Below are 14,387 nucleotides of genomic sequence, written 5' to 3' on the forward strand. Positions count from 1 at the left end.
ACCGTTACACGCGGTCTCATTTTTTTATTGGCAATAACATTCTTGCCGTTTCAGGATAATCAGTAATAATCGCCGAAATATTCATATCAAAATATTTACGCATAAGCGTTTCTTCATTAATTGTATAAGGGCGAACCTCTACACCACTCTCCATCGTTAATTCAGCAACAGCATCTTGAAGATAACGATAATTAGGGTGCACTGCTGTAGCGCCCATTTTTTTCGCATACGCCCACGGACTATGCAAACCTTCGCGATATAAAATCGCTGTTTGAATATCAGGAGCCATCATATGACACCTTTTCATACTGTAGTGATTAAATGAAGAAAATATAACACGATCTTCTAGATTACATTTCCGTACAAGCGTTATAACTTCTTCCTCTAAATCTCTGTATGGAATTTTATTATTTTTCAGTTCAATATTAAGTAGCAACTCTGTTTTATCAATCCATTCTAACACCTCTTCTAAAAGAGGTATTTTACAAAAGCCTACTTTATCACCGAATTTATAGCTCGCATCTAATTTACATAAATCCTCATATAAATAATTACGAACCGCACCTTTTCCATTTGTTGTCCGGTCCACTGTTTCATCATGAATGACGACAACTTTTCCATCTTTCGTTAATTGAACATCAAGCTCAATTCCATCTGCTCTAAAAGATTCAGCTGCTTCAAATGAAATCATTGTATTTTCTGGGTACGTTCCCGCTGCACCACGATGTGCAAATATAAGAGTCATCCTCACTCCCCCAATCTTATGCTATACTATACGAAAAAGGAGGTACTTCTATGAGACCATTACAAATTTCTCCAGACACTGCAGTCCGCCTATCAAAAGCATTAGGTGTTCCACTTGAACAACTTATGCATATGCCGCAGCACATTCTAATTCAAAAGTTAGTTGAATTAGAAAAACAAAATAAAGACGAAGAATAATACAGTCCTGTTTTGCAGGGCTTTTTATTATTTTCTATTATATCACGGATGACTTCCCTACTAAAATCCTTTAACAGATGTACTGCGATGCGATTTAGCCGTTCCTTCATCATTTAATAATGAATTACATCTTTTCTTTTTTGTTACACGTCATAAAGAAAGCAGACTATTTATTTATAAGTCCCATTGCGTCCTTAAGACACGATAATAAAAAAACTAGAAGCCCCTTACATTATTTTTTATTGAACGTGCGGAGTATCCCCTGATTCGTACAGTTCTTTCGCTTTTTCCTCCCCGAATGTAGTTAAAATATAATGTTGCTCTTCTGCCGCATCCATCGCTCTAGTCGCTTTACAAGTGCTACCTTCTTGGGTATCCGAGAAATAATTGTGATCTTCTACAATTTGACTAAAATCTTTTTTCGCCCATCTATCAGTAATCTCTAAAAGCTCATTTTTTTTCGCAAAGCCACTCTTATTTATGATATTTTTTAATTTTTCAGCATTATTTTGAATCATTGGAATGGATTCTGATTTTCGTTCTGCCACTACTTTTTGATGAGTCATGTGATGCATCACTGTAATGACTTCGCTTTCAGTAGAATTTTCAGTAACATACACATCAACAAAGACTCCATCTACCTCTCTACCTACTATCGTTGGATCTTCTTTTTTATCTATTTGAGCATTCACTTCTTTATCTACTGGATTATCGGCAAGTTCTAACATTCCAAATGTAACTGCAACAGCAAGAACTCCCATAGCTGCTACTATTCCTAGCCAAGTTAATATTTTATTTTTCATTCCCCTTCTCCCTATCTATACCTATTTAATTATCTTATAAAAAAACTCACTTATATGTAATATTAATAAAAACGGGATTTATCTTCCATGATATCAAATGATCTCTTGTTCTCAATAAAATAAAAAGACCAACGAATTCTAAAATTCATTGGTCATTAAATAAAAAGTTCATTGGTTTTACATTTAATATCGAGTATAAATTTAAAGAATGATTAAGCTTTACTAAAACTTAAATCCCTTACTATCTTTACTCTCAGCTAGCCTTATGTTCAAGTCTAAGCTTATCCGCAACCATCGCAATGAACTCGGAATTCGTAGGTTTTGCTTTTGACATGGATACTGTATAACCGCCGCTATATCAAGGCATTGTATATTTCATAACTATCATTAAATGCTTCTATTTATTGGTTAGAAGTGCAAAATTTATCGCTTATCTAAATTTGATTGTATCATCTATTCAAAGTACCATCAATAAAAAAAGGTAATGGACATTATAAAAGCTTATGATTAGATATTTTTCAAATCCTACACCTTACAGCAAGTCTTAAAAAGATTAAATATAATAGTCCGGATTTTCATCCATTTTAATTAAAAATCCTTCTAAAGAATCCGCTATTTTCTCATCTTCAGAGTAAATAGGACATTGACCTAACTCATTTTCCTCTTTAAATTTAATTGTTAAAAAGTTAAGTTCTGTTACTTCAAAAAACACTAATGATTCTTCATCATCTACATCATCTAGGTTTGGATTATATTCATAAATATCTTGCCTTAAACGGAAATCTGCAACTGAAATTGGGTCCATAAATCTGTTGAAAAACGTTCTTTTATCAGACTTTAAAAACCCACAACCTATTTCTTGATAAAAGCGTTTCAGTTCTTTTGGAAGTTCCATTTGTAATAAGCTTTCTGCCTCATCTATCTCATCTTGATATATAGGATAGAAAATAGGTTTTTGTTTAGAACGGACACTTCTGTCTGCTACAACATATTCTTTCAAAAAATTAAACATAATTTTTACTACCTCCGTTATTTACTTTTTCTTGAAAACCTCTTTTGAAATACCTTCCTTGCCATGGATTCCACCTTGGTGTTCATTAGGATATCTAGCTGGATGCATATTCCACCATTCATGTTCTCCACCGTGTGCATTTTCAATAAAGTGATGGGCATCATACGGGTCATCTACATGTCTTAGTGGTATTCCTCTTCTTGAAAGAATTTCTTCTTCATAAGTAGGCCATTTTTGATTAGTCTCAAGTTCCCACTCTTTTATTAAACCATCTTTTAATCTACCAAATTCACTTCTTCTTTTTGCAACTTCTTCTTTGCTTAATCGTTCATACGCATTTTTTTCTATAGCTTCCTGAAGTAATTCTCTTTGATTTTCAGGAATTTTCCTATTTGTTATTTCTTCTACTTGGCTAAGATAGTCTTGGAATTTAGGTGTATTTAAATTACCAGAGTCAGCAAACATAAATGTATTACGTGCTTCTTCTAAAGAATTAAAAGAAGTTTTTGGAATATCTCTAAACTCACCAATACCAGCATAGGCAAAGCGGTCTCCCGTTTGCAATTTATTTGAAAAATGTAAAATGCTTTGCTTGGCTTTTTCCCCTAGTGTAGTTACTTTACTCACTTGACCTAATTTACTTGCTTTACTTAATCCTTTATCACCAATGAGACCTAGCCCAACTTGAGTTAAAGCATAACTTCCCCACTTTGCCCGACTTTCTGCGTCACCATTTATTACATCATTAATAAATGAATCCGACAATGCATTATACATGGTACTAAGGGTATCAATAGGGTGCAAAGCAGCGTTCCCCATGTTTTCCCACGTTTCCCAATCTCCTAAAGCTTTTATTCCGTCTATTGTATCGCTAACTGCTTGTCCCGTACCATCTACAATACCGTCCCAAATTTTTTCACCAGTAGATTTTTCAGGTAGCTTACCACACATTTCACCTTCTTCAATTGAATTGGCAGCTTGACGTGCCCTCTCCTCTGTAATTGCTTGAATTGAAGTTGTCCATTCCATATTCAATCCTTGCGTACTAAATGTACCACTTGCAGGACTAAAACCTTTTCCACTTTGTACCTCTGCTAAACCTTGTGCGATACTAGTAGCTAGTTGAAGTGCTGTATCATAATTACTACTAGAAGCATAATTAAATTCGTATAAATGTTCTAGTTTCTCTTGCAGTTTTTTCCTCATGACAGTAAAAAGATTCGCCATAGCGTCCATACCTGGGATTGGCATAGCTTGACTGATGGCTTCCATACTTGTCTTCATTCGGTCAATTTCTCGAATTTGTTCTAGTATCTCTTGTTCAATAACATCTGTCGAAGCTACTTGTGATTGAAAGGCACTTGGAAAAGCATCATTTTGACGGATTAATTCTTCACATAAGTAAATGATTCCTTGTGCTAAAGGACGAAAGGTTTGTACAAAAAATGATTTTGCACTACTATAAGTTTGTCCTTGTAGAACAGTATCAATTGCAAAAGCGTCAATCGACTGAATGGCTTGTTCCATACCTTGAATAGTAGCAGTACATACAGCATTCATGCTTTGAGTTTGGTTTTGTACTTCTCCCAAATACATATTTAAACTCATGCGTTATCCTCCCTTGCTAGTTGTTGCTGTTGATAGGAAAAATCATTTTTCACTCGAACCATAATACCCCTTCTTTTCCTAGTATTTCATAAGGAAATTATACCATGCTTAATTATTGCACCGTTCTAAACACTTGGCTTTTTTTAAGAAAAATTTAATATGCCTCCTTTAAAAAAGGTCAATTAACCAGTTTTCTTCTATTATAAATAAAAAGAACATATACGGCAGTCCTTTCAAGATATATCCTTTCTTAATTTTCTCTTTGCAGAATCAAGTATCCGTCTCACTCTTTCAGGATGATTTATCCCATGTAAATGCCCTAAGTCTCTATATGATAAATGAGGACTTTCTATATACGTTGTTATTAAATCCGCTTTAATATCATTACAATACTGATTAATTAATAGTTTAATTTCTATATCATTCTCAATACGAAAAGGTGAATCCATCTTTTCTAAGTCTGCCATAAGGTCAACATTTTGATGATTAGCCCTTCGCTTATCCGTCGTTAATTTCGCTTTTACTAGGTTATAACCTGTACATTCTAATGACTTTCTGATTTTTTCATACAGATAATACTCATCGTTCCATGAATGTTCTCGACACACATGCCATAACTTCTCCCAAAATACACTTTCAAAATCATCTCGATAAATCCACTTATTTTTCCATGCATTTTCAAATTTATTGAGATTTGTTTGAATTAACCATCCTATTAAATAATCATTAAAAATGATATGGAAGGCATCCTCTCCTTCTTCCAATCGAAGTAAAGCATACTTATCCCATGTTTTTTCTACTGCAAGCACCTGCTTTACTTTTTTATCATCATAAATTCGCTTTATTCGTTCTAGCTTATCTTCCTGCTGTATTTGAATGTGTGTTTTCTTTTCTCTTTTGTATAATTTCATGTTGCCGTCCCTCACTGATTTTTATAATTTTAAAAGTTTACTGTGACAAAATCATAAAAAATGTTGTATTTATGAATGTCTAAGAAGGAAAAGAAAGTATTTCCCTCCCCTTTCTATTGGTCTTTACACACACAAAACGTGACACTAAATCCTAAAAAATTATTAATCCATGAATTGACGACACTAAAACAAAAAAGGCAAGGAACAATCCCTTGCCTTTTTACAATCAATGCTTATTTGCTAACATACCCAATCTCTAATAATGAAAATTAAATTGTTAGACAAATATTGAGAAATATAAAAATTGCATTTCCATTGAATTATATTCTTGCTATCCTTAATTATAAGAATATTCTAAAATAGGAGGGGACTTCATGAACGTTCATACAAAAGATGATAAACAGATTACGCAATTACTAAACGAATGGTATCAATCTATGTTGTCACAACAAAATATGCAGGCAACAAACTTAAAGCAAGAGATAGAAAATAGACTTTCCAATACCAAGAAAGATGAACACTTATCACTATATTATTCGTTACTAAACTTTAGATATACAGTATTAACAGATGGACTTAGCATCACAAAAGATAGTTTTAATAAAATTAATTCCTTCGATATACCCGAAAATAGCTTTCTATCCTATTATTATTACTTCTTCAAAGCTATTCATGAAACAATGATTTCAAACTACAATAAAGCTAGAGAAGAATTTGAAAAAGCAGAAAAACTTCTAATGTATGTACCAAATGAAATAGAACTTGCGGAATTTAATTACCGTATTGCTTCATTCCACTATCAAACATACCAACCTCTAGTGGCAATTCAACATGTAACGAAAGCGAAAGATATCTTTTCCAAACATGAAGGTTACGAAATTAATGTAGCTTCCTGTAACAATGTTTATGGGCTATCATGCATAGATTTAAGACAATTTGAACAAGCGGAAATCAATCTTAATTCTGCGTTAGATATTCTACAAAGACACAATGAAGAATCTTTAGCCCTTAGGGTAAGGCATAACTTAGCATGGTTATATGCAAACCAAAATCTTTCAAACCTAGCAATTCGACATGTATCTGAAGTAACAAAGAACAATCCTAAACATTTCAAAGCCCTTTTTGTAGAAGCACGTGAATATTATAAATTAGGAGAACATGCCCGTGCGGACGAATTGATTGACAAAGGACTGCACATTTGTAATGAACTTAAAAATGAAGAACTTCTACCTCATTTTATGATTTTAAAAGAACTAAATAATAAAACTTCTGCATTATCCTTAGAAAAAATAATTTTAGAAGGGATTTCTTATTTTGAAGGAGAAAAACTATGGGATTGCGTGCAAGAATACAATGAAATTCTAGCAAATGCATTCTATCAAGAAGAAAATCATGTACAAGCTAGTAAGTATTTTTATATGAGTAATGAAGCAAGGAGAAAATATGAAGAAAAAGGGGCGTTAAAGTAATGAAAAAGATTGGATTAACAATAGTTGGATTATCCGTATTAGGAATTACGTCTTTAGGATTTGGGCATACAAATGAAATAGCAAAAACGAAACAAAAACTAATAGCAGTAAATATAGGCGATACCTGGTCACCTCAAAGACCTGATTTAGCTTACAGTCACGGTCATACTGGTGGTTCTCCTGAATATACACATGGAGAAGGTTGGTCTCCATCTTACACACACGGGGAACCTTGGGGTATAGCTGATGGCAATACTGGTGCACCTGCTTACGACCATGGAAGACCGCCTGCACCTACGAACACACATGGTGAAACAATAATTTAACAAACAAAAAGAACGTCCTAACCCTTACATTAGGCGTTCTTTTTTCGTTGTAAAAATAAAACCCGCGCATTAAATCGCGGGTTCTTGTAATAATTCTTGGGCATCTATCATAATATCCGAGACGTTAACACCTCTACTCTTGCACATTCCTACTATTGCAGGAATAATGATTTGAAATTCCTTTTCTTTGATAACACTTGTATACGAAGCCCTAGCATTAGTTTCTCTTGCGATAGTTCTCCGAGATTTTAAATTAATCCCGTTCTCTATCTTGTTTAAAAGATGACTGCAAAGTTCTTGCCAGCCTTTATTTGTACGAATAGTACCATGAATAACCATGGAATAACGGTTAACAAGTTTACATAGAAGTTTTTTAGGGTCTTTATATTGCATTTCCTCTTTAGCTAACGTTTTAATAACCATTTTTTGTTCCTGTAACTTGTTTTCAACTTCCTTAATATGACGACTTTTAAACTCTATTAATTTTTCAGATGCGTGTGCTAACGCATTAATATCGCCCGACATAAACGCCTGTCCTACCGCCATTTGTAGCGATTGTTCTTCGTTAATGTCCGCGACTTTAACTTCTTTTGTCGTCTTCTCTTCAATGTTTAATAGTTGGGTGCGAACTTCTTTCGCAATTTCACTATCTCGTAATAACATTCCAACTCTTAAAATGGCACGACGTGGGAAAAGTCCATTCGGCTGATAGCTTAATTTAGTTTCGTTTCCTTCATATTTGTAAATAAAGTGTCCTCGTTTGCGAATTATTTCTTGCCCTTCCTTTAAGGAAGACTCTAAGTCTTCTCGAATATCTTTACCTTTAACCGTTATATAACCATCTGAAGCAACTTCTTCCCGATTGTCATGCACTAAACTATAAACAGCTTGTGTCGGAACGTCATAAAAATCGGCAACTTGTTGTGTTGTCGCCATTTCTAAATTGGGTAATAGTAATAAACCTTTCACCTTTTCCAATACCTCGACACGGTTCATATGTGATTCACGAACGTTAGCGTCAATAATGAATGTCTCTTCGTTTTTAATAATTGTAGTCATAATAAAATTCCTCCGAAAGTGTTTGATTTTTTTCCTTACACTTTCTATTGGTCTCTCGTTCCTCAATTTGTGACATGCATTTTGTGATTAACAAAAAGAAAATTCATTACGAAAGGAACTAATTGGAATAAAATTTATTACGTGTATTTTCGATGGGCTTTACTTCAGGGCTATTTGCCCCCTTCCCCCGTGATGGGGGCCTTATCGTCTTTCGATTAAATTTATAAATATATTCTACTGGGGCTAACCCAATGAAGAGAATCGAAATATTTACGAAAGAAAAAATTGAAAATTAATATTCAAAACAAAGTAATTCAAATAGATTAAATGATGAAAGGTTTGAATGAAGATTCAATTACAATAAAACATTAGCAAATCAATATCAATGAATGATAAGTAGACAATTATCATTGTTGTTCCATACTCAAGACATACGTTTTGTATGTAATAGTAATAACATTTATTAGTAGTCATTGCGTTACGGGAACAATGGGATTCGATATCCATAATGAGATACGATAAACAATGCGTCATGGTGTTGCTTACATGTTATTCGATAGCGATAGATAGGTAATGATATACGTGTTTAACTGCCCTGCTTCCCTCCTGCCGTGTGATAGCATTGACCTAATATTAGTTGTTCCATACCGTTTGGAATAGGGTTCGTACAAATGAAGTACAGGGGCTTTAAATACGTACCACCTTTTGAAGTGTACCCCCTGTTAATTTGCGGTGACCTTGCAATGACACTGCGGATACATTTGCAAAGACAGGGCGGGGGTGCAATGTACCGCACCCCTTAAATTCTACTCTCGTACTCTTTTACTTTCTTGTAGAACGTCGCTTTCTTCATATCTACCTTGTCCATAAATTCAATGGCTTTAATCTTTCCGTCTTTCCATTCTTTGTATAGCTTATCCCACTCTTTAGGAAGTTCCATAACAGGACGTCCCAAATGCTTACCCTTTGATTTTGCAACGTCGATACCTTCTCTTTGTCGCTGTCTGATTGTTTCTCTTTCTTGTTGTGCGATAGAAGTATAAACCTCAATGATAATATTATTAATCATATCTATAACCCATTCTTGCCCTGCGGGAACGTCCTGCATTGTCGTAGGTAAGTCGATGATTTTAACTCGGATTCCTTCTTTTTTGAAGTATTCCAAGTAATCCTTGATTTGTTGTTTGTTACGTCCTAAACGGTCAATAGATTTAATGTAAAGAGTGTCGCCCCCACGCATAGCTTTAAGCATGTTTTGGAAACCCTCGCGTTCCATATCTTTACCGCTTGCTTTATCACTGTATATGTATTTCTCGTCCGTTACATACGATTGTAACGCCGTGAATTGTCTGTCTAAATTCTGTTCCTTAGTTGATACACGAATATAACCGAAGTTGATTCCCATAATTAAAACCACCGTTCATTTATTTGATAGTCTTAATATATAACGACAGTCCATAAAGGTCAATTACTTTATAGACGTACATAAAGGTTTATTTCCGTTAATTAATGTACTGTTTTATGATGGATTACCTACCGTCTACAAACGTGTACCTTTTAAGACTATCAAATTTTGTTTTCACATTCCCTTTTAGAATAATCCTTTGGGATTGCTTACAACCCTTACAACGATGCGAATTCTTTCGGCTTCGCTACACAAATACGGAAATGAAATCTGTTACACATTCGGGTGGTTTCGTGGATAGTTATAGCTTCAATTTCAACGTATCTAGCGTCCTTCTAGCGACGTCCTAACGATTCATAGATTTTATTTGTTCTATACAAATAAAAAAGAGAGGAACAGACATCCTACGCCGCCCATTCCCCTTATTGTGCATATTTATCATGAATAGCCGCTATACGCCCAGCAATCGCTTCTTGTTCAGCTTGAAGACGTTGAATCTTTCTAGCGTCTTTATGAAGACCGGGGGCGTTTTCCCCAACACTCTTTGCATAGCCATTGCTGATATTTACAAATGCATTGACATTGCTATATGGATTATTTGTTAGCATTTGTCCGAATGTTTTCGTTTCAGGTCGTTGTTGATTCGTTACCGCTTCCGTAATTTCTTTTTCATCTGTATAAGGGTCTTCGATTGCCCCATAACCTAACATTACTTTTTCCATTGGTGATAAATTGTGTATCATAATTATTTTCCTCCTATAAGATAAACAAACTAACCTTTCAATAATGCGTCTAGTTCCGCAAGTAGGTCATCCGTAATTCCTTCTTCTTTGATTGTGATTGCTTGTTTGGTTTGGATTTCAGCGACGTCTTTAAGTCGCCCAGTTGATTTTAAATAGAGTTCCGTCCATTTTGGCGATTTCCCCGAAACCGCGTTTTTAACTAACGTTTCCATAACGGATTCGTACGCATCATTAATAAGACGTCTTCGCAATTCCTTTTCCATTTCGGCCCATTCAGTACGTTGACGCCAATTGTAAATGGTCCGACGGTCTAGTTTCATATCTTTTGCGATAGCTGTTAACGTTTCGCCCGCCCTTTGTCTCTCGAATATTTGTGTTAGGACTTCTAATTGTTGAGGTGTAAGTTTACGCTGTTTCATCCACAACGCCCCCCTTTTTGTTCTACAAACATATTGATTACGTAAATATCCTCTACGGAATATCCAAGCCCCGCTAACGCTTTCCATAAACGAACGTTCATTATATTCGAAATCAGGACTTGTCCGCATTCGGCTTTCTTTACTACCGAATGACTTACAAACATCCTGTCAGCTAATTGAACAGCCGTAACACCTTTGATTCGACGTAAAATACCGACTGTTTTTGGCTTCAACATAATTTCGATTTTGAGTTCTTTTTGTTCCATATGAATATTCCCCCCGTTTGTTTTTTTACTACGGAAAAGGTAGCTAAGCTTTCCCTACTCTTATGTCCATCTGTACCTCTATTTAACAAGAAGAAAATGAAACTTTTTATACAAATTGAGAAATATGAAGACATAAAAAAGAACCCACGACAAAACGCCGTAGGCTTCAAGAAGAAATATTAATTTAGTAAGAAAACGAAAAGGCTTATCCTCTAATTTATCTTGTAGTTTGTTGGAGACTTATCAAATATCTTTTTCTAAAAAAACTTGGCGTAGCCTAGTGAAGACCATTAGGTCTGAATGACTTGTTTTATCTTTTCAACGAAATCTCGTTAGATTTATTCATTAAAAAGAGTATAAGCAAAGCTTTAAATTTATTAATAACGTTTATTTCTTTCGTTTAAGTTCTTCTTTACTTATAGCACAATCTGTGTGACCATTTTACAAGAAATAAAATGTTGAATTTTCATGACAAATTAACTTTGCTTTTATGTAACCTCATAATAAGCCTATTGCACAGCATACACCTTAAAAATTCTCTACGTTATGTTGTAACATACAATTTTCTTTTTTTCTAAGACGAAAACTAACCAAGAATAAAACAATGCTTAATGCAAAGAAGAAAGTCATCCAAAAATGATTTTGACTGTTCTCTTCTACGAAACTTAATGGTGCAATGTATATTAACCACCACCAAGATATAAGATTAGGAACCTCAATAATAGCCAGCATAAAGAACTTGGTTAATTTAATTTCTATATTATCGCACCAATCAATAATAAAACCATTATATATAAAAGTATATAATGCGAAGAAATATACACTTGTGAAACTCGTATCATTATTTAAAGGAAGATATTCAAGATGAAAATATCCCATCTTTTCAAAGATATAACAGAATGAATAAGAAGACCCCAAAACAGCTGTTATAGCAATTCCAATGTACATTATTCTATTTCTATTCACCTCACGATTGGTCAGCAATTCAAACCCTTTTATAGCAACACATATAACCCCAGTTACCATTATAAAAGCATTAAGTAAATTAAATTCTATAGGACGAATATTTGCAATTGGAAATTGTGCCCTTATACACATTACCAAACCAATTAGTAATGAAAAAGAAGCAAATAATGCTACAGATTTCCCTCCACTTAATTTATTCGATTTCTTCATCGATTATCCCCCCGAACGTAAAACGCTTATCATATATAATTCCTTAACGAAGATAGCCTCCATATAAATTTTACCATAATTTTAAGGGGTCTATGTAGCATTGGAACCAAATCACGCTATAATGCCAGCGGACATAAAAGTAAATTTTCTCCCTGGAAAACATTAAAATCTTCACCGAGAAACACATTTCTAGACAACTAACTTTGCTTTTATGTATCTTTTGCTAATTCCCTTCTACCCCCCTTCGATTCTGTACGTTCTTATCTACTTATTCATTCGAGAAGATACTGAATATTAATAGGCAATACTACATAAGCCTTCATAATATATTGTTGCGTAGTATTAACTCCTTTCCCGTCTTATACAGTAATAAATACAATATTTTTCGTTAGTTTGTCACAACAAATAATATTTTTATCCGAATAACAAAAAAGCAAGAACGTAAATTCGTCCCCGCTATACAACATTTGCTATCTATCTGTATTTCTCATTACACCTTGTTATTAATAAGGTATCCCCGTCACTACTGAAAGCATTTAGCAGTCTTGTCGGTTTATCAGCCTCTTTAGGTTTACCTAAATTTTATCCATGATATTGACAAAGAAACCTACGACCTTATTATGAAAGTATATTCGAGAAAGATTCTCTTAATTGTTCTATTTGTTGCTTATTAAACCTTTTTATTTCAGAAAGTGTGCCAGCACTCTCTATTTCTACTAATAAATAGTCGTTAGTTCTGTAATCTTTCATAATTCGAATATCTTGTTTTGGGGGATTCTGTTGTTTTTCCGAATCCTCTTTTTTTATCGGCTTCACTGTGTCCTTTATCTCTTTTAGTTTCCCTATTAACTCATCATCAAATATAATCTTTCCCATTTCATCCCTTTTTACAGAGAGATTATTTCGTTTAATCCAATAGCTAATAGTACTCTTTCCAATCCCTAGGATTCCAGCTACTTCAGTACGGTTCAAATACTTTCTACCTTCATCGTTATGCAATACTAACTGCTGTTGCATTGATGTTTGAGATTCTTTATTTTGAATTTTTGATATAGGTGGCACTTTTTTCTTCAATTTTTCTATCTCACTTCTTACATCTGACTTTTGATTATCTCCACAATTCGTTACAATTAAATTGCATTTTCTCAAATCATAAGGATTATCTGTCAAATTTACAACGTGTTTTATCCTACTATCAATACCCATAATGAGTCGTGCCAAATTAATTGTTTTTCTTCCAACACTTCCACCTATATACTTTTTCTTATCCCTTTTCCAACTTTTCCATGCCCCCTCGATAGCCATATCAACCTTTGAAAAATCTTCTGTTTCAATATACACTTCTTTCACTTGTTTTGTTGCTGCATCCGGACAATATATTACTGTATACCCTTCTCCCAAATGCCTAAATTCATTTATCATCGATTATCAACCTTTCATTTAACAGAAATTTTTAAATCAATTAAAATTTTATAATTTTCAATCTTAAAAATCTACATAAACTTACAATTTCGTTTAAATACGGTGACAAATCCCCTAAATCTAATCATATATTCCATTCCTTCCAATAGTACTTTTACATGTTCCTCTATATCTACTCTCTATACAGTAATCATTTGCTATAGTTTCACTATACTTTGCATATTAGTTTTACCTTAGGCGACTAACAGCTTAAGGTTTTTAGATTTCGGTGTTATTCGCATTGACTTTTTTCTTTGAAGGTCTTCATACTATCGAATTGTTACGAGGAAAACGGCTTGGTGGATAGACTTCTCCCTTTCAAAAATTCACAAGATTAAAGTCTATCCACAATACTATCGTCATGCCGACGAGGTCTCCGTATTGTATAGAAAGACGCATTGACTGCAATCAGTTATAGCTGTAAAAAGGCTATACTATTTGCTTGTAACTTATCGGCTATTAATACAACATGTTTTTTCGCCGTACGGTGCGTGTCCACGCCCTACACCGTTCCCTTTCGGGTAATTCGTTACAAAACCCGCTAGCCTCGTAACAAAGTACGAAAACAGCCGTGAATCAGTGTCGTAATCGCCGCTTAATAGTAAATGGCTAACTACAGCCGTACAATTACGTCTTATTTGACCCTCCAGACACTCTTTACCATCCACGTCTTGGCTATCATCGCGGCTAGAACTTACGTCCCTTAGGCTTCGGTATACAAGGCTTTTGTCCTTTACCTCGCTTACGTTATACGGTTGTAAATGCGTCAATGAACCGATATCCGAAT

Annotated in this window: 16 protein-coding genes and 1 pseudogene; 3 read left to right on the forward strand and 14 right to left on the reverse strand. The window is 34.3% G+C overall.

Features of this window, described 5'->3' with window-relative positions; translation table 11 throughout:
- Window positions 1-16 precede the first annotated feature (16 nt).
- Complete coding sequence (locus JDS82_RS02450; RefSeq protein ID WP_199712547.1) at window positions 17-745, reverse strand: glycerophosphodiester phosphodiesterase; 729 nt, start codon at window positions 743-745, stop codon at window positions 17-19.
- Between the two features lie 50 nt (window positions 746-795).
- Between JDS82_RS02450 and JDS82_RS02455 the strand changes: the two genes are divergently transcribed.
- Window positions 796-942 carry a YycC family protein gene (locus JDS82_RS02455; protein ID WP_001247671.1) on the forward strand — a complete coding sequence of 49 codons (147 nt, stop codon included), beginning with the start codon at window positions 796-798 and terminating at the stop codon, window positions 940-942.
- Window positions 943-1,181: 239 nt separating this feature from the next.
- Here the strand turns inward: JDS82_RS02455 and JDS82_RS02460 are convergent, their stop codons facing one another.
- The 5 genes and pseudogenes from JDS82_RS02460 to JDS82_RS02480 all read right to left on the reverse strand — a co-directional run bounded on the left by JDS82_RS02460 (window position 1,182) and on the right by JDS82_RS02480 (window position 5,276).
- Complete coding sequence (locus tag JDS82_RS02460; RefSeq protein WP_064470281.1) at window positions 1,182-1,745, reverse strand: PRK06770 family protein; 564 nt, start codon at window positions 1,743-1,745, stop codon at window positions 1,182-1,184.
- Between the two features lie 253 nt (window positions 1,746-1,998).
- Window positions 1,999-2,094 (reverse strand): annotated as a pseudogene (locus JDS82_RS02465) (sporulation initiation factor Spo0A C-terminal domain-containing protein); the annotation flags it as partial.
- Between the two features lie 204 nt (window positions 2,095-2,298).
- Entirely contained in the window at window positions 2,299-2,757 is a 459-nt protein-coding gene (locus JDS82_RS02470; RefSeq protein ID WP_016136809.1) for an SMI1/KNR4 family protein, read from the reverse strand.
- 21 nt (window positions 2,758-2,778) lie between these two features.
- Window positions 2,779-4,365 (reverse strand): T7SS effector LXG polymorphic toxin, encoded by a 1,587-nt coding sequence (locus JDS82_RS02475; RefSeq protein WP_199712548.1) that lies wholly within the window; start codon window positions 4,363-4,365, stop codon window positions 2,779-2,781.
- Window positions 4,366-4,598: 233 nt separating this feature from the next.
- The gene (locus JDS82_RS02480) at window positions 4,599-5,276 is read right to left on the reverse strand and encodes a sigma-70 family RNA polymerase sigma factor (RefSeq protein ID WP_199712549.1); all 678 of its coding nucleotides are present in this window, start codon (window positions 5,274-5,276) and stop codon (window positions 4,599-4,601) included.
- Between the two features lie 374 nt (window positions 5,277-5,650).
- Between JDS82_RS02480 and JDS82_RS02485 the strand changes: the two genes are divergently transcribed.
- Together JDS82_RS02485 and JDS82_RS02490 are read left to right on the forward strand one after the other, a co-directional pair.
- Entirely contained in the window at window positions 5,651-6,745 is a 1,095-nt protein-coding gene (locus tag JDS82_RS02485; protein WP_199712550.1) for a response regulator aspartate phosphatase, read from the forward strand.
- Complete coding sequence (locus JDS82_RS02490) at window positions 6,745-7,071, forward strand: hypothetical protein (RefSeq protein ID WP_199712551.1); 327 nt, start codon at window positions 6,745-6,747, stop codon at window positions 7,069-7,071. Before JDS82_RS02485 ends, JDS82_RS02490 begins: the two co-directional genes overlap by 1 nt.
- A gap of 69 nt (window positions 7,072-7,140) precedes the next feature.
- On the opposite strand, the gene JDS82_RS02495 is transcribed toward JDS82_RS02490, so the two are convergent.
- From JDS82_RS02495 to JDS82_RS02530, 8 genes are all read right to left on the reverse strand, one after another.
- A complete protein-coding gene (locus JDS82_RS02495) occupies window positions 7,141-8,130 on the reverse strand; it encodes a hypothetical protein (RefSeq protein ID WP_199712552.1) in 990 nt (329 codons plus the stop codon).
- A gap of 799 nt (window positions 8,131-8,929) precedes the next feature.
- On the reverse strand, window positions 8,930-9,535 hold the full coding sequence (locus tag JDS82_RS02500) for a recombinase family protein (RefSeq protein WP_199712553.1): 606 nt from the start codon (window positions 9,533-9,535) through the stop codon (window positions 8,930-8,932).
- A gap of 422 nt (window positions 9,536-9,957) precedes the next feature.
- Window positions 9,958-10,278 (reverse strand): hypothetical protein, encoded by a 321-nt coding sequence (locus tag JDS82_RS02505; protein ID WP_199712554.1) that lies wholly within the window; start codon window positions 10,276-10,278, stop codon window positions 9,958-9,960.
- 29 nt (window positions 10,279-10,307) lie between these two features.
- Window positions 10,308-10,697: a phBC6A51 family helix-turn-helix protein gene (locus JDS82_RS02510; RefSeq protein WP_199712561.1), complete on the reverse strand. Its 390-nt coding sequence runs from the start codon at window positions 10,695-10,697 to the stop codon at window positions 10,308-10,310.
- The gene (locus tag JDS82_RS02515) at window positions 10,694-10,963 is read right to left on the reverse strand and encodes an XRE family transcriptional regulator (RefSeq protein ID WP_199712563.1); all 270 of its coding nucleotides are present in this window, start codon (window positions 10,961-10,963) and stop codon (window positions 10,694-10,696) included. The genes JDS82_RS02510 and JDS82_RS02515 overlap by 4 nt, the downstream gene beginning before the upstream one ends.
- Before the next feature lie 528 nt (window positions 10,964-11,491).
- Entirely contained in the window at window positions 11,492-12,139 is a 648-nt protein-coding gene (locus JDS82_RS02520; RefSeq protein WP_199712565.1) for a hypothetical protein, read from the reverse strand.
- A gap of 618 nt (window positions 12,140-12,757) precedes the next feature.
- Window positions 12,758-13,561 carry a MerR family transcriptional regulator gene (locus JDS82_RS02525; protein ID WP_199712567.1) on the reverse strand — a complete coding sequence of 268 codons (804 nt, stop codon included), beginning with the start codon at window positions 13,559-13,561 and terminating at the stop codon, window positions 12,758-12,760.
- Between the two features lie 488 nt (window positions 13,562-14,049).
- Window positions 14,050-14,370, reverse strand: coding sequence for a hypothetical protein (locus JDS82_RS02530; RefSeq protein ID WP_199712569.1), 321 nt, complete (start codon window positions 14,368-14,370; stop codon window positions 14,050-14,052).
- Window positions 14,371-14,387 lie beyond the last annotated feature (17 nt).

It is taken from the genome of Bacillus cereus group sp. N14 (assembly GCF_016483555.1).
GTDB classification, from domain to species: domain Bacteria; phylum Bacillota; class Bacilli; order Bacillales; family Bacillaceae_G; genus Bacillus_A; species Bacillus_A wiedmannii.